Origin of the sequence: Sorangium sp. So ce128 (assembly GCF_051525245.1) — a bacterium.
Classification (GTDB): domain Bacteria; phylum Myxococcota_A; class Polyangia; order Polyangiales; family Polyangiaceae; genus Sorangium; species Sorangium cellulosum_B.
In genome coordinates this window covers 4,156,126-4,178,351 of record NZ_CP150313.1, presented here as the reverse complement: position 1 = coordinate 4,178,351, position 22,226 = coordinate 4,156,126, and the positions used below count along the sequence as shown (strand labels likewise).

Sequence of the window (22,226 nt, the reverse complement as noted above, 5' to 3'; positions counted from 1 at the left end):
TAGCGATCACCGTCGTGGTCGTGGTCGTGGTCGTCAACGGCTCGATCGTGAACGTGAACGTCACTCGGAGATCGCCGCTCTCAACTCCCACGATTCACGTCGGCCGGCGCACGACCACGACCACGTTCACGACCACGACCAACGCGGTATACGTGGACATGTTGCGCCCCGCCCCGCTCGCCCCGCTGGTCCTCGCCGCCGCCTCGTTCGTCGCCTGCGCCGGTGCCCCGCGCCAGGCGGATGCTCCCGCGCCGCCGCGGCCCCGGGCGGGCGCCTGCCCGGCCCGTCCGGCCTGCGACGCGCCGCCGCCGGCTGCCCTGCCGCGCGGGTTCAGACACACGCGCTCGCGCCTCGTCGCGGCCGGGTGGCCGCGCCACCGCGGGCGCGACCTCTTCGCCCGCGCCGACGGGCCTCAGTGGGCCATCGCGAAGCTCGCGTACGGGCCGCAGGACGACGATCTCGAGGACGAGGACGTCGAGGCCTATCTGCTCCGCGGCTGCAGCGGCGCCTGGGAGCGGCTCGGCACCTTCCGGACGAGCGACGACGACCACCCGCACCCGACCACGGAGGGGATCCCGGACACCGGCGGGCGCGTCTACATCGACCTCGCCGCGGGCCGGCGCCTCGAGGTCGGCCGGCACCGCGTCCACCTCGCCGTGGCCGGCGACGCCACGAGCGCGGATCTGTTCATCGAGATCCTCCCGCCCGGCGCGCAGGTGGCCGTGACCGACGTCGACGGGACGCTCACGTCGAGCGAGGTGGCGGTCGTGAGCGAGCTCGTCGGCGGCGGCCCGCCGGCCGCCCACCCCGGCGCGGCGGAGGCGATGCGCGCCCTCGCCGAGAGCGGGATCTACCTTTTCTATGTGACCGCGCGCCCCGAGTGGCTCGTGGGCAGCACGCGGGTCTGGCTGCGAGAGCAGGGCTTCCCGCCGGGCATCCTCCACACCACCATCGGCGTCACTGGTGCGTTCGGCGGCGCGGCGGCCGAGTACAAGACGATCGAGCTCGGATGGCTCAAGGCGCGCACGGGCATCGTGCCCTCCTTCGGCTTCGGCAACATGCCGAGCGACGTGGCGACGTACACGGCCGCCGGGATCCCCGCCTCGCGGTGCTTTTATTACAAGCTCGGCGGCGATCTCCGCGGCGGCGTGCCCCACGAAGACTACCGGGGCCTCGCCCCGGCGCTCTTCAGCCCACAGGCCGCCTGCGCGCCCTGAGGGAAGCGCTCGCGACGCGGGCCTACGCGCCACGCGCCACGCCAGCGGCGGGCGCGCCCGGATCAGGGAGCGCCCCCGCCGCCGATCACTGCGGGATGTCGATCACGTCCTCGCAGGTGAAGTCGACGCCCAGGGACGCCTCGGGATCGGACTGTATGGCGCCGCACACGCTCTCGCAGAGCTCGATCTGCGTCGGGTTCGACGGATTGTCGTAGCGCCAGGCGTCGGCGCTCGCGCACTCCTGATCGTACGCGACGGCCTTCGGCTCGCCCCCTCCGCTCGTGTACGTCACGCGCACCCGCTGCTTGTCGAACGTCCGCCCGTCGGGAGCGGCCGGGATCGCGACCGTGCACGACACCGAGGCGCCGCGGATCTCGTCGATCGCCGCCCTGAACGCGGTCGCGGTCGCGTCGGGGTTGCCGGTCTCGATGATGAACGCCTTCCCCGTGCCGCCCGCCACGGCGATGTCGCGCAGGTTGTCGACGTTCCCCGGCTCGTCCTCCGGCGGGTTCGCCACCCCGATCACGTAGGTCGGGACGTTGTCCTGGCGCGCCCCCTCGACGCGCTCGACGACGGCCTCGATGCTGTCCGCGTCCCCGCCGCAGCGCTGCGGGTAGCCGTCGGTCACGAGCACGAGCGCGTACTTCCCGGGGTTCTCCTGGCGCTGCGCCTCGATGAAGGTCACCGTCCCGTCGACCACGAACGCCGTCGGCGTGCTCGTGCGCCAGTCTTCGTCGCGCGCGGGCGTGACATCGTCGATCGCCTCGCCGAACGCCTCGGAGGGCAGCGGCGTCATCTCGACGTCCGGCGTGCGGTAAGTTCTGGCGTCGCACATCCGCCGCTCGCCGGGGAAGAACGTGAGCGAGGCGGTGAGCCCCGCGGACGCCGGATCCTTGAAGAACTGCTTGGTCGCGGCGACGACGGGATCCCACTTGAGCTCCTTGCTGTGCGAGGGCCTGTCGTTCATCCCCATGCTGCCTGACACGTCGAACGCGACAGCCAGGTACACGGGCTGCAGCCCGGCCTGGGCCGATTGCGTGGCGCACGCCTCGCCGGCCCCGGTCGAAGGGCCTGCGCCGCTGCTGGGGTCGCCTGAGCCGGCGCCGCTGCCCGAGGTCACCCCCCCTGAACCGAAGCCGTTGTCGTCGCCTCCGCTCCCATTACCCGAGCTGTTCCCGGCGCCCGAGCCGCTCTGATCGAGACTCGCGTCGTCACCACCGCCGCCGCACGCCGCGCTGGCCACGGCGACCGTGAACAAGGCAATGCCCATCGCAGGCAATCTCATGGCCTGACTCCTTTTTAAGTAAGTGCCGGCGCTGCGCGCCGGTAGCAAAGCAGACCGCCACACGCGACCTCAGGAGCCGGCGCATCGCCGGACCACGCTCCTGAGAACTCGCCACCCATGCCGAGTATAAGCCATCGCGCAGCGCATTGCGAGATGCGCTTGCTCAAAGTTCGTATCAGTTTCGTGACATCGTGTCGGGTCGCGCTGGTTCGCGCTGGTTCGCGCTGGCTCGCGCGCCCTCAGCGCAACTCACCCGTGTGGCCGAACGCCTGTGCGCCTGTGTGACCTGTATGCGCACACAGGCGCGCGCCGGTGCTACGGTTCGCGCCTGATGGTCCGCGCAGTGTGTTTCGATCTGATGGACACCGTCCTCTACGACCCGTACCGGGAGGCGCTCGCCGCGGCGATCCGGTCCGCCGCGCCCGCCGCGCGCGCCGCGCCCCCCGAGATTGCAAAGCACCGCGACCCCACGTGCTGGCCTGCGTTCGAGATCGGCGAGATCGATGAGGCCGAGTTCGCTCGCCGGTTCTTTCGTGAAGGCGCCGAGGGGTTCTCGTTCGACCTCGACGCGTTCAACCGGGTGCGCCGCGCGGGATATCGCTTCTTGCCGGGCGTGCGGGAGATCGTCGCGTCGCTCGAGGGCCGCTCGCTCAGGTTCGTGGCGAGCAATTACCCCGTGTGGGTCGAGGAGGTGCGCGAGGCGTTCGCGCTCGACGTCCTGTTCGAGGGGGTCTATTCGAGCCATCACCTGGGCGTGCGCAAGCCGGCGCGCGAGTTCTTCGATCGGCTCATGGCGCGCATCGGGGTCGGCGCGGGCGAGTGCCTGTTCGTCGACGATCGCGCGGAGAACTGCGAGGCGGCGGCCGCGGTCGGGATGCGCGCGCACGTGTTCGACGGGGCCGCGGGGCTGCGCGCGCGGCTTGTCGGCGAGGGGCTGCTCGGCGCGTGACGGGCTCGCCCCGCGCCGCCCCGCGCGTCAGAGCGCCGCGCAGAGCGGGCACGACGCGCCCGCGTGCGGCGCGTCGCCGCGATGGAGATCGAGGATGGCGCGGGAGATCTGCGCGAGCTCGCGCCGCACCTCGCGGCGCATCCCCTTCACGCGCGGGATGACCATCGCGTCGTAGGCCGTGGTCTGGTGCCGCATCCAGGCGATCACGGCCGACTCGGCGCGCTGCGCGACCGGGATCCGCTCGGTGCGGGCGACGGTGCCGCTGCCGACCGGCGTGGCGTGCAGCGTCACCTTGGTCGCGATCGCCCGCGCGAGCGCCGCGTAGCGCGGCGAGAACCGGAGGAACGCGGCCACCGCCGCTTCGAACTCGCGCACGTACTCCTCCTGGTCGCGCTCCCTCCGCCGGGCGTCCGCCTCCCGCTTCTTTGCGTACGCGGGCGTGCTGCGCTCGGCCTCGAGCGCCGCGCGGGCGGCCTCGATGGTGGCGGCCGGCGCCCAGAGACCCCGGGAGAACGTCTTTCTCCCGCGCTTCTCGACGACCATCCAGGACGGGCCCGCGAGCTTCACCCGGCGGGTGAGCCCGGCGTCGCCCGGGGGAAGGCACACCCAGCCTTCGGGCGGCGAGAGCAGCGCGCCGTCGGGCGCGCGGAAGCGGCGGGGATCCGGGGTCGGGGCCAGGGTCAGGCACTCGGGCATGGCAAACCGCCGGCGTGCTAGGCCAGGTCATGCCGCGCGTCCAGAAGACGCCGGCCGCGGCCGTCGCCCCGCGCCGAAGCGGCCCCGCTGGAGGATGGTACGCTCCGCGCCAGCGAGGGGCGCTCGCCGGTGTTCGCCCCGGCGCGGCCAACAGGACAGGAGGACAGGAGGACAGCGTGTCGGACGACGATCGCACGAGGTGGGACGCCCGCTACCGCGAGGGCGGCGGCGATCCGGGGGAGCCGTCCGCCGTGCTCACGGCGCTCGATCCGCTGCTGCCCCGGCGCGGGCGCGCGCTCGACCTGGCGGGCGGCGCGGGTCGTCACGCCCTGTGGCTCGCGCGGCGCGGGCTCGACGTGACGCTGGCCGACATCTCCGAGGTCGGGCTCGGCATCGCGCGGACCGCCGCGGCGAGAGAAGGGCTCGCGCTGCGCACGGTGGCGCTCGACGTGGAGCGCGACCCGCTCCCTGCCGGGCCGTGGGACCTCCTCCTGATCTTCTACTTCCTCGAGCGCAGGCTCGCGGCCTGCGCGGCGGAGCTCGCCCCGGGCGGCCACCTCGTCGTCGTGCACCCGACGCGGTCGAACCTGCTGCGGCACGCGCACCCGAGCGCGCGCTGGCTGCTCGATGACGGCGAGCTGCCGGCGCTCCTCGGCGACGCGCTCGAGGTGGTCCGTTACGAGGAAGGGTGGCTCGAGGAAGGGCATCACGAGGCTCGCCTCGTCGCGCGACGTCGGGGCGTCGCGGCGCCTCCTCGGTGACGGCGACCCGCCGCCGACGTCGCGCGACGACCAAGACGCACGAGCTCCGCGCTGGCGGGCGCCCGGCGCGCGTACGTCGCGGTGCGAGGGTCCCCAACGCTTGCCGCGACGCGAAGATCGCGCTTTGCTCGCGCCATGCGCTTCGCTCGCCTCGCGCCTCCCGATCAGGATCGCCCCCCCTTCTTCGCCCGCCTCGACGGCGCAGCCGCGCTCGTCCTGGACGCTCCGCCCTGGCTCGGCGGCAAGACCACGGGGGAGGCCGTGGCGTGGACCGACATCGATCTCGCCTGCCCCGTGGCCCCCACGAAGATCGTGTGTGTGGGGCGCAATTACGCCGCGCACGCGCAGGAGCTGGGCAACGACGTCCCGGTCGAGCCGCTCCTCTTCCTCAAGCCGCCCTCGGCGCTCATCGGTCCTGGCCAGTCCATCGTGCTCCCTCCGGAGAGCCAGCGGGTCGAGCACGAGGCGGAGCTCGGCGTGATCATCGGCCGCCGCGCCCGGGCCGTGCGGCCGGAGGACGCGCTGGACCACGTGCTCGGGTACACCTGCCTGGGCGACATCACCGCGCGGGATCTGCAACGGAAGGACGTGCAATTCACGCGGGGCAAGGGGTTCGACACGTTCTGCCCCGTGGGGCCGTGGATCGAGACGGCGCTCGATCCTGCGGCGCTCCGCGTGCGGGCAGTCGTGAACTCCCAGGTGCGGCAGGACGGCATGACGGCGCAGATGATCTGGGGAGTGGCCGAGCTGGTCGCGTACATCAGCCGGGTGATGACCCTGGAGCCTGGCGACGTCATCGCGACCGGGACGCCCCAGGGCGTGGGGCCGCTCGTGTCCGGCGACGAGCTCGTCATCGATATCGCCGGCGCCACGGCCGAGGCGCGCGGGATCGGCGCGCTGCGGGTGTCCGTGGCCGCGCGGGGAGACGGCTCATCTCATTGACACGCTCACATCAGCCTTCCCATTGCTCTGGTATCCTTCCACGAACATCGAGACCTCGTTCAAGGTCCCCATGTTCATCCCCAGCGCCTGCCATGCATCAAAGTGGTTGGCGACGGTGATGGTTCCGCTCGTGCGCTTCGCCTTACGGACGCTCCAGAACTGATAAGCGGCGTTGATGCCATCAATCGCAAGCACGATGGTTCGCTGGGTTTTGTAGATGTCATAGGTGCCTCCGTCGCTCGTGACGGTGCCCATGGTTCCCGGTCCGCCCGGGGGACGCCAGGTGCCCCAGCTATCAATGATGTAGTATTCCACCATCGGGCTCTTCGTCCACCCGTAGACACCCAGGAAGGAATTGCCGCCTGGCTGAAAGTCGGCCTCATAGGTCACGATCTGATTCCGTGACCCGGGCCTCAGCCCCTTACGCCCCAGCAAATTATTGATATTGCTCCATTCCACGCTGAAGCCGTCAGCGGTGTTGGTCAGGCATCCGGTCCCCTGGTCCTTCCAGAGTTCATAGAAGAGATCGCAGTGGCCGCCACTTTGATTGCTGCATACCGGCTGTTCGGGTGTCGTGCACGTGTCGGGTGCGCCGCCGGCCCCACCCTCCCCGCCGGCGCCGCCTGTCCCCGAGCTGCTGCTCGACGACGAGCTCGAGCTGCTGCTCGACGACGAGCTCGAGCTGCTGCTCGACGACGAAGTGCTCGAGCCTCCGCTGCCGGCGACCGATACGAGCGAAGGCTTGCCGGAGCCGTTCGCGCAGAACCCGAACGTCGTCGAGGCATTCGGCCGCAGATTTCCGTTCCAAGTCAGGTTCGAGGCGGTGAGCTGCCCGTTCGATGAGGCGAAGGTCGCGTTCCACTGGTTGGCCACCGTGGCGCCGTTGAGGCCGACCACCACGCGCCAGCTGGTGGTGTTCTGCTGGCTCGTGTTCTTGACCGTCACGTTCGCGCAGTAGCCACCCTGCCACTGAGACTGAAATGCGAGATCCGCGGACATCGTGCCGTCCGAGCTGTTCAACGCGGAGTCCAGGACATTGAGGTCCTCGTCCACGATGCGCTCGGCGTTGCACGCCAGCAGGCTGCATCCGATCGAGGCGGCGAAGTAGCCAAGCAAGGGAGCGATGCGCATTGAAGGTTTCTCCATGAGGGTCCGGTGGAGTCGCGGGCCTCTGCTCGAGATGGATTCATGAACCATCGAGACGCCTGTTTGCCCTCGATCCATTGGTTAAGATTCAGAATTTCCGGCCAGGGCGCTCGTGATCCCGGTGTTCACGAATTCCCCCGTGGGCCGACGCCGACCCCATGCCTGGCGCTCACGACGCTCGTCAAACAGACGCTCACACGCGAATACGCCGTGTGATGGTGCCGGGCACCAGCTCGCAGAAAGCAAGAGCAACTCGGACGCGCAGCCTCAAGAAGCAGGTGATCCCGGCAGTAGCCCCCCTCGGAGTCGGCCCCTGAGCGATCCTGCGACCGACTGCGGCGCCCGGCTGAGAGAGGTCCGGACCGCCAAGGGCGGTTTGGAACAGTCTTACAACCATGAGGCAAAAGTCAAGGGTGCTCTCTTCATCTCGGTTGATTCGTCCTGCGGAGTCTTGCAAGATCACAGTCACGCTGCATGCGTGGGTTCAATCATCGAAGCATCATCGAAGCGGCGAGCGCGACGAGGGCATCGCCGAAACCTCCGAAGAGCAGGCCGACGAAGCCGGGGTCCGGCGCTGCGGTAGCCGTGAGCGTGGAGCGCGACGGCGCGCCGCTCGCGCCCCCTCGGAGGCGAGTGCCCGGCCGCGGCGAGCTTCCAGCTTCGCCCGACGTCCACGCACGCGCCCGTTTCGTGCAGGCGGTCCAGAGCGCATGTCGATTCTGGCCCGCGACGGGGCGAGCCGCGCCGAGTTGGGGGCGGTGGCCCGCGCCGCCACGCTGAACTGGGACGTGGTCGGCCGAGTCGCACGCGCGCTCGAAGGTTTCAGCTCCGAGCCCGAGGCCGGCGTCGTGCTTGGCCACCGCTGCTCGCTCGATCTGTCAGGATGGCGCTCGTGACAATCTCGAAGAGATGATCGGCGCGTCGGCCGATCGACGGTTGGTCGCCGAGCCACGCCAGGGCCGCGATCAGCGCGAACAGCTCCGTGCCGTCGATGTCGCTCCGCGCCTTGCCTTCAGCTTGCGCGCGGGTGAGGAGTCGCGTGCCTGCCGCGCGCACCGCGACGCACGAAGCGTGGAGGGCGGACTTCGGGTCATCGAGGGCGGCGATCATCAACGCCGTGATGCCGTGATAGTTGCGCGTGAACGCGACCGCATCGCGTAGCCACGTCACGAGCGCATCGTCCGGCGCGCTCGAAGTTTCGAGCTCGGACGCCTGCGCCGTCATGTCGTCGAGGCTCGTGCGAAGCAGCGCCTCGAGCAACGCCTCTCTCGTCGGGAAGTGACGGTACAGCGTGCCGAGGCCGACGTCGGCTCTGCGGGCGACGTCGCGCAGCGATGCGTCGGCCCCCTGCTCTTTGACGACGGCGCGCGCGACAGCGAGCAGGTGGTCGTAGTTCTTCTTGGCGTCAGCACGCATGGGACTCTCTTGACAAAAGGAGCAGTGCTCCGCATATGTGGAGCACTGCTCCGAATACAGGGAGCACTGCTCCGGAAAGAATAGCCCATCCACGCGTCGTTCTCGATGAAAGGAACATCATGTCCAGCAAGCTCGATCTCTCGAAGGAACTCATCGGTCGCCGCGCGCTCGTCACCGGAGGCTCGCGCGGCATCGGCGCGGCGATCGCGCAGCGTCTTCTCGACGCCGGCGCCAGGGTCGTCGTCTCCGCGCGGTCGCGCAACGAGGAGACGCCCGCGGCGGCGACGTTCGTTGCCGGCGACATCCGCACCAGCGAAGGGGTGAACGCGATCGCGTCGGTGGGCTCGGACGCGCTCCGGAAGACGTTCGGCGACGCGATGGGCGTCCCCGCCGAGGCCTGGCTCCAGTCGGTGCCGCTCGGCCGCTGGGGTGCCACCGACGACATCGCGGAGGTCGTCGCGCTGCTCGTATCGGATCGCGGCAAGTGGTTGACCGGCGTGAACTACCGCGTCGACGGCGGAATGACGGCGCGCTGACCATCAGGCCCTCATCGAAGCGATTCGGCGATACCGCGGTGAGAACGTTGCAGAGCTTCGACGCCGCGTGCGCGCGCATCTGCGCCCTCGCGCTCTGCACCTCGCTGAGCTCGACCTGACCACGCGCCAGCTTCTCGGCGTGCTCCGGTGGCGCGACTCCGTTCGTCCTCGGGTCGTGCAGGTTGCTGGTCGTCAGCGCCACGGCGGCCTCGTGTGCGAGGCGCGGCATCGCGAGCGCGGAGGCCGTGCGGGCGTTCCGGCGCGACGTGGGTCTTCGATCGCGTGAACACATGAACCCGTGATCGCGCGCCACGTCCTTCCGGCGCGCCAGAATACGCGCGCCGGACGGCGCGTTGAGCCGGGCGTGCTCCCGAAGCCTCGCCCGGCCCTGCCCCGCCTCGGCGCGTCGACCCCTCGACGGCTCGCCTATCGCACGCTCGTGACCCTGGTGTCGCTGCTGCTCGTCGGGGGCGCTGCCCTGACCTTCGCGCGCCTCTGGGTCCTCCGGTCGGCGCGCATCTACCGCGAGCTCGACGCCGTACCGCGGGGCGAGGTGGCCATCGTCCCGGGCGCGCTCGTGTGGCCGGACGGAACGCCGTCGGCGGCCCTCGAAGATCGGCTCGCCGCGGCCCTCGAGCTGTACCGCGCCGGCAAGGTGCGGCGCGTCCTGGTCTCCGGGGACCACGGGCGTGTCGGGTACGACGAGCCCAACGCCATGCGCGCGTGGCTCGTCAGCCGGGGCGTGCCCTCCGAGGACGTGTTCATGGACCATGCGGGCCTGCGCACGCTCGACACGATGCAGCGCGCCGCGCGCGTCTTCGGCGTGCGCGACGCGGTCGTGTGCACCCAGGGCTTTCACCTGCCGCGCGCCCTGTACCTGGCGCGCGCGGCGGGCTTCCCCGCGGTGGGGTACGCCGCCGACCGGCGCGTCTACGCGAACGCCGACCGCGACGCGCGGCGCGAGCTCCTCGCCACGGCGCTGACGCTCATCGACACCTGGTCAGGCCGCGGGCCGCGTTTCCTGGGGCCGCCGGTGCCCATCCAGGGCGACGCGAGCGCTTCCCACGACGCGTGGACGCGCGGGCTCGTCGTTCGATGAGGCGCGCCGCGCATCCGACAGCGCGCCATCCAGAAGCTGGCTTGATGGCCCGTCCTGCTCGGTCGCGCCATCGCCGGCCCCTGCACGCACGCTCGCCGACATGAGCGAAACGTGCAGCGCGGTTCCCGCTTCCAGTTTGCTGTACCGCAGGCGTACCGCGACGAAGTCGCTTGACTTTCGGAACGCGTTAAAGTTCCTACCGCCTTCGACCGGGGCAAGGGAGCAAGAGTCTGTACTCCAGCATTCCTCTCTCCTGCGTTCCGCGGTTACCCCCAGGTTAGCGGAGGAGATCGATGGAGTTCAGATTGCTCGGCGGGTCAGGGTTCAAGGTTCCGGTGCTGAGCCTCGGGACGGGGACGTTCGGCGGAGGCAACGAGTTCTGGGACAGCTGCGGCGCGCTCGACGTGGCCGAGGCGACCCGGCTGGTCGACATCTCGCTCGAGGCCGGGATGAACATGTTCGACAGCGCGGACGTCTACTCCAATGGGCTCGCGGAGGAGATCCTCGGCCAGGCGATCAAGGGCCGGCGGGATCAGGTCATCATCTCCACGAAGGCGACCTTCCGGAGCGGCTCCGGGCCGAACGACGTCGGCTCGTCGCGGTACCACCTGGTGAGGTCCGTCGAGGGGGCCCTGCGACGGCTGCAGACGGACCATATCGATCTCTTCCAGCTTCACGGCTTCGACGCGCTCACGCCGCTCGAGGAGACGCTCGGCACGCTCGACGATCTCGTTCGAGCGGGGAAGATTCGCTATCTCGGCTGCTCGAACTTCTCAGGCTGGCACCTGATGAAGTCGCTGGCGGTTTCGGAGAAGTATGGTCTTTCTCGGTACGTGGCGCACCAGGCCTACTACTCGCTGGTGGGGCGCGACTACGAGTGGGAGCTGATGCCGCTTGCGCTCGACCAGAAGGTGGGCGCGGTGGTCTGGAGCCCGCTGGGCTGGGGGCGCCTGACCGGGAAGATCCGGCGCGGGCAGCGGCTGCCGGAGGTCAGCCGGCTCCGGAACAAGCTGGTTGTCGAGGGGGGGCCGCAGATGGACGACGAGGTTCTCTATCGCGTGGTCGACGCGCTCGATGAGGTGGCGAAGGAGACGGGCAAGACCGTCCCGCAGATCGCGATCAACTGGCTACTGCAGCGACCGAGCGTCTCGAACGTGATCATCGGTGCCCGCAACGAGGAACAGCTTCGGCAGAACCTTGGGGCTGTCGGGTGGAGCTTGACACCGGAGCAGGCGGCAAAGCTGGATGCCGCCAGCAAGACGAGACTGGCGTACCCCTATTTTCACCAGACCGGGTTCCACGAGCGGAACCCGTTCCCCGTCGCGGTTTGATCGGCTGACCTCACCGTGGCCCGCCGCCGTGCGCGGCGGGTCAGACGACCGGCGGCCCGCGGCGCAGCGCCGTGCGGACCCAAACGTTTATCGTCGAGGACGGGCTACATGGGATCCGGTGCTGCACCACGACGTCCGGTGTGGATTATTGCTGGTGCTTCCCGGACGATTCTCTCGCTGGCCCCGCACCCGCCTGAGTCCCGCGAGGAGGGCGCTCGCTCAGACCCCAGCGCCCTCCCGGAGCACGATCGTCACGTGCGACAGCCCTGTCCCGCCGAGGAGCATCGCCTTCACGAGGAACTCGACCATCGTGTCGAGGCACTCGGCGGGCGAGAAGCCCGCCCTCCCCGCCCCGAGCAGCGGAAGCGCCATGCTCCGGAGCTTCATCGTGTCCGCGTGATAAAAGCACCCTTCCAGGAGCCGCAGGATGAGGTCGCGCGTCGGCCTGTAGGTCGCCACGTGATCCCAGTCGAGCGTGATCGCGTGGAACACGAACCGCGCGTTCAACCTCCCAGCGGAGCTGACCACCACCCCGCCGTGCCGCACGGGAACGTACTTGCGCGTCTCCATGTGGCACACGCCGCCGCTCGCGTGGTTCAGGGCGAGCGCCACGCCGCCCGACATGGTGAGCTGCCCGTCGTCCGCGCTCACGAGCGCGTCGGCCGACACGCCTGCGATGTTCGCGCGCACGATCGAGAGCGTCCTGTCCCCGTGGAACTGGAAGGCCGTGACCGGCCCCGCAGGGCCGCCCGACAGGAGGGCGGGCCGGAAGCGCTTGTACTGCTCCATGTACACGCGGAGCGTCAGATCGTGCGGGTCCCCCCAGCGGGTGCTCTGGGCGCCCACGAGGGCGGCGTCGATCTCGTCGAAGGACTGGAAGCGGTCCTTCGGGTCCTTGGCCAGGCAGCGCTCCAGGACAGCCTGCACGTCCTCGTCGAGCTCGGGACGGAGCGCCCGCGGCCGGGCCGGGATGTCCTGCCGGTGCGCGAGCAGGAGCGGCAGGAGTTCCTGCTCCTCGAACGGCCGCTGGCCCGTGGCCGCGTGGTAGAACGACGCGCCATAGCTGTAGATGTCCGCGCGCGTGTCGCTCTCCTGCGGGCTCCACGCCTGCTCCGGCGCCATGTAAAATGGCGTCCCCAGCACGGTGCCCATCGCGGTGAGGGGCTGCTCCCGGAGCGCCGAGGGCCCCGTCGTGGCGGTCAGGCGCGCGAGGCCGAAATCGGCGACCTTCAGCTCCCCTGACGGCGCGATCAGCATGTTCGACGGCTTCAGGTCGCGGTGCATCACGCCGAGCTCGTTCGCGGCGGCCATCCCCCGCGCCGCATGGAGCATGTAGCGCCGCAGATCGTCGAGCGGCAGCGGCCCATCCTGGAGCCGCGCGGCCAGCGACGGGCCGCCCACGTACTCCATGACCATGAACGGCGATCGGCTCGAAAGGAAGCCGAAGTCGTAGCAGCTCACCACGTGCGGCGACTTGATGAGCGCCGAGATGCGCGCCTCGCGCAGCATCCGCTCCCCGGCGTTCGGATCCGTGTGCCCGGTGAGCACCTTGATCGCGACGACCCGCGCGAGCGCGAGGTGGCGCGCGCGGAAGACGGCGCCCATCGAGCCCACGCCGAGCAGCCCCTCCACGCTGTACCGGCCCGCGAGCTCCTTGCCCAGCGTCGACGCGTCGATCATGAACGGACCATCGCTTGCACCAGCGATGATGTTCGGAACCCCGGGCGCCGCGGTCAAGGGGCACGGCGCGCGACGCGGCTCAGACGGCGTACGCCGCGGGAGCGCCGGCCTGCGCGCGCTGGCGCGGCGCCTCGCGCAGCCTCGCGATCTCGGCCTCGACGCGGGCCCTGAGGCGCGGATCGTCGGCGAGGCGCCTGGCCCAGAGCCGCTTCATGCGCACCCACACGGTGCGTCGGATCGCGCGGTCGCCGAGCGCCGCGGCGCCCCCGCTGCGCTCGGTCGCGACGATCAGCCGGGCATAGTCGGCCGCGTGCAGCGGGCCACAGATGGCTTCCCACGCGCCGACATAGGCGGCGTCGAACCTGTCGCGGAGCGCCCGCTCGCGGCGCCTGGTCTCTTCCGTCATCGCGTCCCTCCACCGCCGCTCGGCCTCTGCCCAGCGCGCCTCCGACAGGCCGTGCGCCCTGAGCACGTCGGCGCGGGGGACCGGCTTCTCGGCGAGCTCCGCCGTGACGATGGCGCACCGCTCGAGGCTCACCTCTTCGCCGTCACCGAGCGGCGTGATCGACGCGGAGGGCGATTCATCCTCGCGCCGGAGGACGTGAAAGAAGCGGGACGCGGCGGGTCGCTCGGGCTCGCGCGCGAGGACGCCCGAGGCCGGGGCGGCGGAGGACGAAGACTCGATGGGCGGCGGCGACACCTCGGCGGACGGCGGCGGAACATCCTCCTCCAGCGCGAGGGTCGCGAGCCCCATGGACGGGCCGGGCGCCGGTGAAGCGAGCGCGCCAGACCAGGGCGCGCCGGGGATCGGCGCCCCGAGCTCGACGCGCGGCGCCGGCCTCGGGTCGAAGAAGAACGGGATCGCGGGCCGCTCGCCGACGCGCGCCTCCTCCTCGCTCGACAGCGCGAGCGTCGCGCTCGCGACGGCATCGATCTGCGGTCGCGCTGGCTCGGGCCGGCCCTGCCGCGCCGATCCCGGCGCGGGCGCGAACGGAAGCGCCGGCGCGCGCACCGCCGCCTCGCCCTGCTCGTCGGAGAGCGCGACCGTCTGCAGCGGCGACGGGGGCTGGATCAGGTCGATGAGCTCGATCTCGTCGTCCGAGAGGTGGATGGTGCGCCCCGGATCCACGCCCCGCTGGCGCGCCTGGCCGGGCGCGTCCTCGATGTGCACCGTCCCTCGCGGGCCGATCGGGAGCGCATCCGGAGCCGCTCCCGCGGCGCCCGAGGCCCGCCCGGGGCGCAGGTCGGGCCACGCGAGCGCCTCGCCGTGGACCGAGACGCCGGCCGCGATCCGCACGGCCCCGAGGGCGAGGTCGTCGGGGACGGGGACGATCTGACGCCACACGACCGTGCACCGCTGCTCGGCGCCGTCGATCCGGAGCGTGTCCGCGTTGAGCTCGATGACGTCGCCCCCCGTCGCAGGAGGCGCGGCGAGCCCGTGGATCCGCGCAACGCCCCGCGCTCGGGGCAGGCGCATCTCCAGCCGGCGAGCGGCCGGATGCAGGTTCTCGAGCACGATCCACTCGTCGCCGCGCAGATACTCGGTCCGCTGGTCCGGGGGCGCCGCCTGGAAGTACGACCAGTCGAAGCCAGCGGGGATCTCCGCGTTCGGACCCTCGAGCGTCTCGCGCCGGGTCTTGCCGAGCAGCCGCTTGCGCACGGGCCAGGCGCGCGCGATCGGGCCGAGCCCCGCGGGCCGCGCGGGGTCCTGGGGATCGAGGACCCTGGCCTCACCGTCGCCCGCGTCGATGCCGAAGGGGTTCTCCCACCCGTTCGCGCCGCGCGCTGCCTTCTCGTACACGAGGGGCATCCGCTGGAACGGCTTTTTGTCGCGGACGAGGAGGCGTTTGTCGAGCGCGCAGCCGCCCGCGCCGAAGACGGCGAGCCGCACCGGCAAGCACTCGACATGCGCCCCGTCAGGGGCGTGCGCGTCGCCCGTGAAGAGCACGTCCGCGCGGCCCAGGTAGGGCGCGAGATCGCCGGTGAACCGCACGCTCCGCGCGGGGTTCTTGCCGTGATGGACCTCGGCGCGGAGGATCTCCTGCGGCTCCGTCCGCCACATGGCCGCGCCGGGCGTGAACGCGAAGCTCGCCTTGACGATGATCGTGATGTAGCGCTGGCCCTGCGTGCGCCACGAGACGGCGGCGGCCTCGGCGCCCGGGAGCGACGCCACGGCGTCGGGCGGCAGCGCGCTCATGCCCCCGTCCTCCTGCAGAAACACCTCGCCACGGCTCGCATCGCGTCAAGCATCGCTCAGCGACCATTGAACCCGCTCAACGTGAACATCGCGTTGCAATCGCGTGATCTGCGTGTGGAGCCGGCGCGGCGGCGAGGGCGTGAGCGGGCGTGGACCGGAGCCGCCGCTCACCCGCCGCACGGGTTCGCCCGGCATGCCCGGACGAAGCCGATCTCGCTCTGCCCCGCCTCGATCCGCTCGATCCACCAGGTGAGCCCCGGATAGGTGGCCCGGATGAACGCCGCCGCCTCCGCGAAGCGCGCTGTGTCTCCCCGCGCGGCGTAGATCTCGGCGCGGAGCACGTGGGCCTCCGGCTCGTAGACGCCGCGGAGCACGTCGAGGAGGGCCGGGTCCACGTCGCCGAGCGGCTGCGGCCCGTACATCAGATAACGCAGGATGCGGTCGAAGCGGAGCGGGTCGCCCGGCTCCACGCGGCTCGTGACCGCCGCGCCGCTGTCCGGAGGGAGGCTCGTCCAGCGGCCCCAGGAGCCCGCGCGGGCGGCCTCGGGCGCGAGGCGACCGAGCTCGCGCTGCTCCTCGGGGCTCGGCGCCGCGAGCTCGATCGGCGCCGGCGCGCTCTCCGCGCGGTCCGGCGGCCCGACGTAGACGATCGCCAGCGCGTACTGCCCGGGCTCGAGCCCCGCCGGGAGGTACGACGAGACGTCGATGAGCATGCGCCTGCACTCGCCCGGGCACAGGCGGAACACCGGCGTGCCGTGGTCGGGGAGCACGACCGGCGCAGGCTCGGTCCTCACGACCTCCTCGCCGGTGCCCGCCCGCGCGAGGCGGACGCCGATCGCGCCGGCGTTGCCCGCCCAGCTCGGGCGCGGCAACCGCAGGATGCAGGCCCGAGGGCGGTCGGCGCACAGCGTGATGGCCACGTGCAGGGGAAAGCCGAGCACATAGCGGCGATCGTGATCGAGCGAACGGAGCACCAGCCCAGGCGGGCCGACCGGGTCCCCGGCGCTCCGCGCGTGTTCATCGGACATGACGGCCCCTCATCTCCATCGAAGTCCCCTGTTGTTCTCGAGGCGCACGCGCCGGGTCTCCTTCACGTGGCGCCCGCACAGGTCGTTGCCGACCCGCCCGTCGGTTCCAGGGATGAGCTGCTGGTCGGCGTCCACCATCCAGTGGGACCGATAGTTCATGCAACACGTCGTCTGGCGCGGCGTCCGGTAATCGAAGTAGCCGCATTTGTGCGGCATTCCGAACGCGTGCGTGAGCTCGTGGACGATGGTGTGGAGCGTGGCTTGCTCGTACCCGCGCCGGGGCCGCGCCCCCTCGGGGTCCCACCACGCCCTGTGATGGGTGAACAGGATGGTCCTGCCGGCGAAGTACCTCGCCGGCCCGACGTCGATCGTGGGGCTCAAGCCGGCGGTGTAGGTGGCCCCTGGGCCCCGCACGTCGGCCTCGACGCGCGCGGGGATGCCGTAGCCCGGTGGCTCCCACGCGCCGTCCCTGCGGCGGGCCCGAGGGAAGAAGAAGAGGCGCCGCTCGTACGCGTGCGCCAGCGACCCGTCGCCCGCGGTGAACTGGTTCTGGATGTCGTGCGGCGCGATCCAGAGGCGGGTCCGCGGCGGGTCGCCGAGGATGGCCGCGCTCGCGACCGAGAAGCTCATCTGCCAGCCGTCCCAGCGGAACGTGACGTAGCTCGCGTCCGGGTGGGCGCCAGGGATCTCCACGTACTCGCCGCGCCGCTCGCCCTCGCCGCCGTCCAGGATCGTGACGCTGCCGGAGAACAGCGGCTCGCCACGGACCTCGGGCACGGCGTGCGGCTCGAGCGCGGCGATCAGGCAGAACCAGCCAGGCTCCCCGGCGTGCTCGAATTGCTCGCTCACGAAGCGCGAGGCCATCTCGCCGAGCGTGCCCGCGTCGAGCGCCATGTGCTGCAGGTCCTGGATCACGCGGGCCTCGGTGAAATCGAGCTGGGTGAAGACGGGCTCGAAGTGCTCCGGCGCCTGCTCCACGGGCACCGGGGGCGCGCTCTCCATCCGGATGTACTCGACGTCGATCCGTCGCCAGAGCGTCATGATCCCGGTCTCGTCGCCGGCCGCCTCGGCGATGCCATCGGCGTCGATCTCGGCGCTCACGATCAGGTTGTCTCCGGCGATGTCGGTCATGTGGCGCCGGACCTTGCTCCTCCTCCCGGCGATCGCCGTGCTCGCGCTGGTCTCCGTCGCTTCGGACAGCGCATAGCCCTCCACCTCTTCCCAGCCAGGCGCCCTGTCCTGCGATCCCTCGTTGTCGTCTTCAGCCGGCGCCACATAGTCCCCCGCGGCGTCGTAATCGTTCTCGTCGAGGGTGGCAGCCCAGTCCGGGTGCACCTCCGGCCGCTCATTCGATGGATCGTCTGGATCGCGCGCGCTCCAGCGAATCCGGGCTCCTTCTGGCGGCTCGCCCTCGGAGCTCGTCACCTCGACGGTGATCTCGACGAGCTGCGTATTCTTTGCCCACTGCCCATCGAGATCTCTGTTGATGTAGACGCGTCCCCGGTTATCGAGGCTCTTGTAACCGGGCTTATATCCAGCCGCCCGCGTCGTCCCCGGCGGCGCCGTGCTGTCGGGAAAGCCCGGCAGATACAGGCCCTTGATGTCGACAATCCGGACCGCGATCATCGGGGCAGAGCATTGCAAATGCCGCGCTCAGCCCGGCCGCCTCCGGGCGTCTCATCCCCGGGGCGCGTGCCTTCCGCTTGTCGCTTTCTCCCGGCGCGCGTTCGTGCGTAGACTCGGCGCCCTCATGAGCTTCGAGCCAGTTGCAGGGTTTCGCTTCGGCGCCGTCAGCGCCGGGATCCGGAAAGACGGGCGCATCGACGTCGCGCTCGCGGTGGCCGATCAGCCGGCGATCGTGGCCGGCATGTTCACGCGGAACGTGGTGCGCGCGGCGCCGGTGGACATCGCGATGCAGCGCGTCCGGTCGGGGCGCGCTCGCGCCGTCGTCGCCAACAGCGGGTGCGCGAACGCGTGCACGGGCGAGGCAGGCTGGAAGGCGACGCTCGATACGACGCGCGCCGTCGCCGAGTCCATCGGCGCCTCGGAGGACGAGGTGCTCCCCGCCTCGACCGGCGTGATCGGCGCCGTCCTGCCCGCGCACCGGATCATCGAGCGTGTCCCCGAGCTGTCGGCGCGCCTGTCGCCGAAAGGCTACCTCGATTTCGCCCAGGCGATCTGCACGACCGACCGCTGGCCGAAGCTCGCGCAGCGCAAGCTCGGCGCCGGCGCGACGCTGCTCGGCATCGGCAAGGGCGCCGGGATGATCCACCCCGACGTGGGCCCGCCCCACGCGACGATGCTCGTCTTTCTGTTCACCGACGCCGTGATCGACGCCGGCGAGGCGAGCGACGCGCTGGCGGCCTCGTGCGACGTGACGTTCAACGCGTGCAGCGTCGACGGGGACACCAGCACCAACGACACGGTGCTCCTCCTGTCCTCCGGCGCGTCCCAGCGCCGCGTCTCGCGCGACGAGCTCTCGGCGGGCCTCACCGAGGTCTGCGGCGAGCTCGCGCGCTCGATGGTGGCCGACGGCGAGGGCAGCACGCACGTCGCCGAGATCCGCGTCCGCGGGCTCGCGACGCGCGACGGTGCGCGCGCCGTCGCGCGCACGGTGGCCACGTCGATGCTCGTGAAGACCGCGCTGTTCGGCAAGGACGCGAACTGGGGGCGGCTGCTCGCCGCCGCGGGCCGCGCAGGCGTCCCCTTCGACCCGCGCGAGGCCCAGATCCTCGTCGGCGGGATCCCGATCGTGCGGAACGGCGCGCCGGTCGGGGCGGAAGCCGAGCTCAAGGCGAACGAGGTGCTCGCGCGCGACACGTACGTCATCGAGCTCGTGCTCGGCGGCGGCCCCGGCGACTTCGCTTACCTCACGAGCGATCTCGGACACGGCTACGTCGACGTGAACGCGGGGTACCGCTCCTGATCCTCGCGGGGTGACCGGCCGGGCTGCTCGCAGGGAGCGCCCCCGCGCCTTCGCCCCGACCGGAAGCGCCGGCTGCGGCCTTCCCCATCGCTCCCGGGCCCCGAGCGCCGGCCGTCCCCCGCCTCACCGCCGCACGATCCCCGCGGATCAGTGAACCTCGCGCGACGAGCGCAGGTGAACGCAGGTTCACAAGCGGGTTCACAAAATGAGCGCCTCGTCGGGCTTCCCGGCGCTCCTCTCCTGCCGCCCCGTGGCACGCTGCGTGTTAGCGCGCGTCATGGTAGTCGTGCGGGAAGGCCGCGCCGGTGCCGGCCGCCGCTGGAGGACTTCGATGCTTCTTCATTCCCCCCTTGCGAAGATCCTGGGTCGAGGCGCGCTGTTCCTGATGATCACCGCGACCGCGACGGGCTGCGGCGGCTGTGGCGATGCGTCGCTCCAGTGCGACCCCGATGGTGAGAACTGTTTCCTCTGCGACGGTTACGGGTGTCGCCCCGTGGAGCCGGACATCGACGCCGCCAGCAGTGGGGGTCAGGGCGGCGCGGGTCCGGCAGACCCGGGCCAGGGCGGCGCGGGCCAAGGCGGCGCGGGGGGCGCGGAGGCCGAGTGCGACGCGGAGCTCACCACGTGTCCCTGCGACGGCGACAGCGCGTGCGAGGACGGCACGCGGTGCGTCGACGGGCTCTGCATCGCGGCGTGCGAGTTCAGCTACGAGTGCGGCGACGGCAGGGTGTGCGTGGACGGCGAGTGCGCCGATGGCTGCTCCAGCGCCGCGCCCTGCGCGGAGCCCGGCACGCGCTGCGACCGCGGCGTCTGCGTCCCCGACCCCGCGAACCCCGAGTGCGGCGACGCGGCCCCGTGCGAGGGCGGCGCGGTCTGCGTCGACGGCGCCTGCACCACCGGCTGCGCGACGCACGCGGACTGCGCGCCCGGCGAGGTGTGCAACGCGGTCACCGGCGCGTGCATGGACGACCCCTCGCCTCAGCCCGGCTGCGGCGCCAAGGCCTGCGCGGCGCAGGGCCAGGAGTGCATGGAGGACGGCTACTGCCACTACCCATGCGAGAACACCCGGGCCTGCCAGCTCATCGACAGCCGCTTCGTCGGCTGCGAGGACGGGTTCTGCAAGACGCGGGAGGAGGTCGCGCCGGAGTGCTCGCTCGACGAGCCTTGCCCCGACGGCGAGAGCTGCATCTCGGGCAAGTGCCTCTGATCCCCCGCACACCTTGACCGTCCGTCACGCGGCGGGTAATCGCCTCCAATGGTCTCCCGCTCTCCCGTCCATCGGCCCGCGCATCGGCCCGCGCCGCTCTTCGCTCGGATCGCCCGCGCCGCCGCCGTGTCGCTCGCCCTCGCCGTGCCGAGCGTCGCCGCCGCCGAGACCCGGATCGCCGTCGTCGACGTGCAGCACGCCGTCATGCAGACGGAGGACGGCATCCGAGCGCAGGCCACGCTGAAGAAGCTCTTCGACCGGCGGCAGCAGGAGCTCGACGCGAAGCAGACCGAGCTCCAGCGGGCGCGCGAGGACATCGAGAAGCAGTCGCGCGTGCTCTCGCGCGAGTCGCTCCAGAAGCGGATGGAGGACTGGCAGCGCCAGATGGTCGAGCTCCAGACCGTCTTCGTCGACTACAACAAGGAGCTCCAGAAGAAGCAGGGCGAGCTCACCGGGCCCATCCTCAAGAAGATGATGCTCATCGTCGGCAGGATCGCGAAGAAGTCGGGCTACGAGATCATCTTCGACAAGCAAGCGGCCCCGTACGTCCGCGCCGATCTCGATCTGACGGAGCAGGTCATCCAGCTCTACAACACCGGCGGCGGCGAGGACGACGCGGGCGGCGACAAGGCAGAGAAGAAGGACGACGCGAAGTAGCGCGCCGCCCGCGCGCTCCACACCGCGGAAAGGAGCCGGCCTTGCCTGAGCGAACCCAAGCGCCCGTCACGCTCGACATCCATCAGATCCTGTCGATCCTGCCGCACCGTTACCCCCTCGTGATGGTCGACCGGGTGACGGAGATCACCGCCAACAAGTGCATCCGCGGCTACAAGTGCGTCGCTTACAACGAGCCCTGGTTTCAGGGGCACTTCCCCCAGCGGCCGATCATGCCCGGGGTGCTGATCCTGGAGTCGCTCACGCAGCTCGGCGGCATCCTCGCCTATGCGTCGGATCCGTTCGACGCCACGTCGAACCTCATGTTCTTCCTCGGCATCGACAAGGCGAAGTTCCGCCACACCGTGACGCCCGGCGACCGGCTCGATCTCTACGCCGAGGTGCTGCACCACCGCTCGAACGTCTGGAAGCTGCGCGGCGAGGCGAGCGTCGACGGGACGCTCTGCGCCGAGGGAGAGATGCTCGCTTCCATCGTCGATCGTGAGCCCTGAACGGAGAGAGAGATCTCGACATGAGCCCCAGCCCGTCGCCGTCGTTCGCCCGTGTCCTCGCGGCCCTCTGCGCCTCGCTCGCGCTCGCGCTCGCAGGCGGCTGCGGCGGCGCCGCGCCCGTCGCGCCCCCGGCGCCCGAGACGGGCGGCGGCCTGATCGGCTCGGCGGCGCCCGAGCTCGCGGCCGAGGTCGTGAGCGGCGAGGGGCCCTCCACGCTCAAGGAGGCGCGCGGCAAGGTGGTGATCGTCGATTTCTGGGCGACCTACTGCCGTCCCTGCAGAAGATCGTTCCCCAAGTACCAGGAGCTCGTCGACCGCTTCGGCGGCAATCTCGCCGTGCTCGCCGTCTCCCTCGATGCGCCCGAGGACGTCTCGACGGAGCAGCTCGCGGGGTTCGCGGACGAGGCGGGCGTCAGGTTCAAGATCCTCTGGGACAAGGACCAGAGCGCGGAGAAGGCGTACAGGCCGCGGAGGATGCCGACCGCGTTCGTCGTCGATCGGGACGGCGTCGTGCGCCATATCCACGCGGGCTACGAGGACGGCGAGGAGGACAAGATCTCCCGGGAGGTCGAGGCGCTGCTCGGCCCGGCGGCTCCGCCGCCTGCCGACGGCGGCCGCCGATCCCCTTGACGCTCCCGAGGAGGC

At 71.1% G+C, this 22,226-nt stretch carries 20 protein-coding genes; 12 read left to right on the top strand and 8 right to left on the bottom strand.

Annotated features, from left to right (window positions below; genetic code table 11):
- The first annotated feature begins 14 nt into the window (after window positions 1-14).
- Window positions 15-1,217 (top strand): LNS2 domain-containing protein, encoded by a 1,203-nt coding sequence (locus tag WME82_RS16105; protein ID WP_438043555.1) that lies wholly within the window; start codon window positions 15-17, stop codon window positions 1,215-1,217.
- A gap of 85 nt (window positions 1,218-1,302) precedes the next feature.
- On the opposite strand, the gene WME82_RS16100 is transcribed toward WME82_RS16105, so the two are convergent.
- On the bottom strand, window positions 1,303-2,502 hold the full coding sequence (locus WME82_RS16100) for a vWA domain-containing protein (protein WP_438043554.1): 1,200 nt from the start codon (window positions 2,500-2,502) through the stop codon (window positions 1,303-1,305).
- A gap of 331 nt (window positions 2,503-2,833) precedes the next feature.
- Between WME82_RS16100 and WME82_RS16095 the strand changes: the two genes are divergently transcribed.
- Window positions 2,834-3,451, top strand: a complete 618-nt coding sequence (locus tag WME82_RS16095; RefSeq protein ID WP_438043553.1) for an HAD-IA family hydrolase — start codon at window positions 2,834-2,836, stop codon at window positions 3,449-3,451.
- A 27-nt stretch (window positions 3,452-3,478) separates the two neighbouring features.
- Here the strand turns inward: WME82_RS16095 and WME82_RS16090 are convergent, their stop codons facing one another.
- Window positions 3,479-4,147 (bottom strand): DUF2293 domain-containing protein, encoded by a 669-nt coding sequence (locus WME82_RS16090; RefSeq protein WP_438043552.1) that lies wholly within the window; start codon window positions 4,145-4,147, stop codon window positions 3,479-3,481.
- A 176-nt stretch (window positions 4,148-4,323) separates the two neighbouring features.
- Between WME82_RS16090 and WME82_RS16085 the strand changes: the two genes are divergently transcribed.
- Together WME82_RS16085 and WME82_RS16080 are read left to right on the top strand one after the other, a co-directional pair.
- Window positions 4,324-4,908, top strand: a complete 585-nt coding sequence (locus WME82_RS16085) for a class I SAM-dependent methyltransferase (protein ID WP_438043551.1) — start codon at window positions 4,324-4,326, stop codon at window positions 4,906-4,908.
- A 135-nt stretch (window positions 4,909-5,043) separates the two neighbouring features.
- Window positions 5,044-5,850: a fumarylacetoacetate hydrolase family protein gene (locus tag WME82_RS16080; RefSeq protein ID WP_437746355.1), complete on the top strand. Its 807-nt coding sequence runs from the start codon at window positions 5,044-5,046 to the stop codon at window positions 5,848-5,850.
- Here WME82_RS16080 and WME82_RS16075 read toward each other — a convergent pair.
- Window positions 5,839-6,981 (bottom strand): glycoside hydrolase family 11 protein, encoded by a 1,143-nt coding sequence (locus WME82_RS16075; RefSeq protein ID WP_438043550.1) that lies wholly within the window; start codon window positions 6,979-6,981, stop codon window positions 5,839-5,841. The two genes, WME82_RS16080 and WME82_RS16075, sit on opposite strands and share 12 nt — an antisense overlap.
- A gap of 837 nt (window positions 6,982-7,818) precedes the next feature.
- The gene (locus tag WME82_RS16070) at window positions 7,819-8,412 is read right to left on the bottom strand and encodes a TetR/AcrR family transcriptional regulator (RefSeq protein ID WP_438043549.1); all 594 of its coding nucleotides are present in this window, start codon (window positions 8,410-8,412) and stop codon (window positions 7,819-7,821) included.
- A gap of 119 nt (window positions 8,413-8,531) precedes the next feature.
- On the opposite strand from WME82_RS16070, the gene WME82_RS16065 reads away from it, so the two are divergent.
- The 3 genes from WME82_RS16065 (at window position 8,532) to WME82_RS16055 (ending at window position 11,378) form a co-directional block, all read left to right on the top strand.
- Window positions 8,532-8,948, top strand: coding sequence for an SDR family oxidoreductase (locus WME82_RS16065; protein ID WP_438043548.1), 417 nt, complete (start codon window positions 8,532-8,534; stop codon window positions 8,946-8,948).
- A gap of 364 nt (window positions 8,949-9,312) precedes the next feature.
- Window positions 9,313-10,047, top strand: coding sequence for a SanA/YdcF family protein (locus tag WME82_RS16060; protein ID WP_438043547.1), 735 nt, complete (start codon window positions 9,313-9,315; stop codon window positions 10,045-10,047).
- 293 nt (window positions 10,048-10,340) lie between these two features.
- A complete protein-coding gene (locus tag WME82_RS16055; protein ID WP_438043546.1) occupies window positions 10,341-11,378 on the top strand; it encodes an aldo/keto reductase in 1,038 nt (345 codons plus the stop codon).
- Between the two features lie 219 nt (window positions 11,379-11,597).
- Here the strand turns inward: WME82_RS16055 and WME82_RS16050 are convergent, their stop codons facing one another.
- From WME82_RS16050 to WME82_RS16035, 4 genes are all read right to left on the bottom strand, one after another.
- Window positions 11,598-13,058: a serine/threonine-protein kinase gene (locus WME82_RS16050; RefSeq protein ID WP_438043545.1), complete on the bottom strand. Its 1,461-nt coding sequence runs from the start codon at window positions 13,056-13,058 to the stop codon at window positions 11,598-11,600.
- Between the two features lie 79 nt (window positions 13,059-13,137).
- Window positions 13,138-15,255: a DUF2169 family type VI secretion system accessory protein gene (locus WME82_RS16045; protein ID WP_438043544.1), complete on the bottom strand. Its 2,118-nt coding sequence runs from the start codon at window positions 15,253-15,255 to the stop codon at window positions 13,138-13,140.
- 167 nt (window positions 15,256-15,422) lie between these two features.
- The gene (locus tag WME82_RS16040; protein WP_438043543.1) at window positions 15,423-16,283 is read right to left on the bottom strand and encodes a hypothetical protein; all 861 of its coding nucleotides are present in this window, start codon (window positions 16,281-16,283) and stop codon (window positions 15,423-15,425) included.
- A gap of 9 nt (window positions 16,284-16,292) precedes the next feature.
- Window positions 16,293-17,909: a hypothetical protein gene (locus tag WME82_RS16035; RefSeq protein ID WP_438043542.1), complete on the bottom strand. Its 1,617-nt coding sequence runs from the start codon at window positions 17,907-17,909 to the stop codon at window positions 16,293-16,295.
- A 124-nt stretch (window positions 17,910-18,033) separates the two neighbouring features.
- Here WME82_RS16035 and argJ point away from each other — a divergent pair, with 124 nt between their 5' ends.
- The 5 genes from argJ to WME82_RS16010 all read left to right on the top strand — a co-directional run bounded on the left by argJ (window position 18,034) and on the right by WME82_RS16010 (window position 22,211).
- The gene (gene argJ, locus WME82_RS16030; protein ID WP_438043541.1) at window positions 18,034-19,209 is read left to right on the top strand and encodes a bifunctional glutamate N-acetyltransferase/amino-acid acetyltransferase ArgJ; all 1,176 of its coding nucleotides are present in this window, start codon (window positions 18,034-18,036) and stop codon (window positions 19,207-19,209) included.
- Window positions 19,210-19,540: 331 nt separating this feature from the next.
- Window positions 19,541-20,416 carry a hypothetical protein gene (locus WME82_RS16025; RefSeq protein ID WP_438043540.1) on the top strand — a complete coding sequence of 292 codons (876 nt, stop codon included), beginning with the start codon at window positions 19,541-19,543 and terminating at the stop codon, window positions 20,414-20,416.
- 48 nt (window positions 20,417-20,464) lie between these two features.
- Window positions 20,465-21,073: an OmpH family outer membrane protein gene (locus WME82_RS16020; RefSeq protein ID WP_437746345.1), complete on the top strand. Its 609-nt coding sequence runs from the start codon at window positions 20,465-20,467 to the stop codon at window positions 21,071-21,073.
- 41 nt (window positions 21,074-21,114) lie between these two features.
- The gene (fabZ, locus tag WME82_RS16015) at window positions 21,115-21,582 is read left to right on the top strand and encodes a 3-hydroxyacyl-ACP dehydratase FabZ (RefSeq protein ID WP_012235490.1); all 468 of its coding nucleotides are present in this window, start codon (window positions 21,115-21,117) and stop codon (window positions 21,580-21,582) included.
- 20 nt (window positions 21,583-21,602) lie between these two features.
- Window positions 21,603-22,211, top strand: coding sequence for a TlpA family protein disulfide reductase (locus WME82_RS16010; RefSeq protein ID WP_438043539.1), 609 nt, complete (start codon window positions 21,603-21,605; stop codon window positions 22,209-22,211).
- The last annotated feature ends 15 nt before the right edge of the window (window positions 22,212-22,226 follow it).

Excerpts from the sequence above, each read along its gene's own strand:
- WME82_RS16100 (WP_438043554.1), bottom strand. The coding sequence starts at position 2,502 with ATGAGATTGCCTGCGATGGGCATTGCCTTGTTCACGGTCGCCGTGGCC.
- WME82_RS16095 (WP_438043553.1), top strand. The coding sequence starts at position 2,834 with ATGGTCCGCGCAGTGTGTTTCGATCTGATGGACACCGTCCTCTACGAC.
- WME82_RS16090 (WP_438043552.1), bottom strand. The coding sequence starts at position 4,147 with ATGCCCGAGTGCCTGACCCTGGCCCCGACCCCGGATCCCCGCCGCTTC.
- WME82_RS16080 (WP_437746355.1), top strand. The coding sequence starts at position 5,044 with ATGCGCTTCGCTCGCCTCGCGCCTCCCGATCAGGATCGCCCCCCCTTC.
- WME82_RS16075 (WP_438043550.1), bottom strand. The coding sequence starts at position 6,981 with ATGCGCATCGCTCCCTTGCTTGGCTACTTCGCCGCCTCGATCGGATGC.
- WME82_RS16070 (WP_438043549.1), bottom strand. The coding sequence starts at position 8,412 with ATGCGTGCTGACGCCAAGAAGAACTACGACCACCTGCTCGCTGTCGCG.
- WME82_RS16065 (WP_438043548.1), top strand. The coding sequence starts at position 8,532 with ATGTCCAGCAAGCTCGATCTCTCGAAGGAACTCATCGGTCGCCGCGCG.
- WME82_RS16055 (WP_438043546.1), top strand. The coding sequence starts at position 10,341 with ATGGAGTTCAGATTGCTCGGCGGGTCAGGGTTCAAGGTTCCGGTGCTG.
- WME82_RS16050 (WP_438043545.1), bottom strand. The coding sequence starts at position 13,058 with ATGATCGACGCGTCGACGCTGGGCAAGGAGCTCGCGGGCCGGTACAGC.
- WME82_RS16045 (WP_438043544.1), bottom strand. The coding sequence starts at position 15,255 with ATGAGCGCGCTGCCGCCCGACGCCGTGGCGTCGCTCCCGGGCGCCGAG.
- WME82_RS16040 (WP_438043543.1), bottom strand. The coding sequence starts at position 16,283 with ATGTCCGATGAACACGCGCGGAGCGCCGGGGACCCGGTCGGCCCGCCT.
- WME82_RS16035 (WP_438043542.1), bottom strand. The coding sequence starts at position 17,909 with ATGATCGCGGTCCGGATTGTCGACATCAAGGGCCTGTATCTGCCGGGC.
- argJ (WP_438043541.1), top strand. The coding sequence starts at position 18,034 with ATGAGCTTCGAGCCAGTTGCAGGGTTTCGCTTCGGCGCCGTCAGCGCC.
- WME82_RS16025 (WP_438043540.1), top strand. The coding sequence starts at position 19,541 with ATGCTTCTTCATTCCCCCCTTGCGAAGATCCTGGGTCGAGGCGCGCTG.
- WME82_RS16020 (WP_437746345.1), top strand. The coding sequence starts at position 20,465 with ATGGTCTCCCGCTCTCCCGTCCATCGGCCCGCGCATCGGCCCGCGCCG.
- WME82_RS16010 (WP_438043539.1), top strand. The coding sequence starts at position 21,603 with ATGAGCCCCAGCCCGTCGCCGTCGTTCGCCCGTGTCCTCGCGGCCCTC.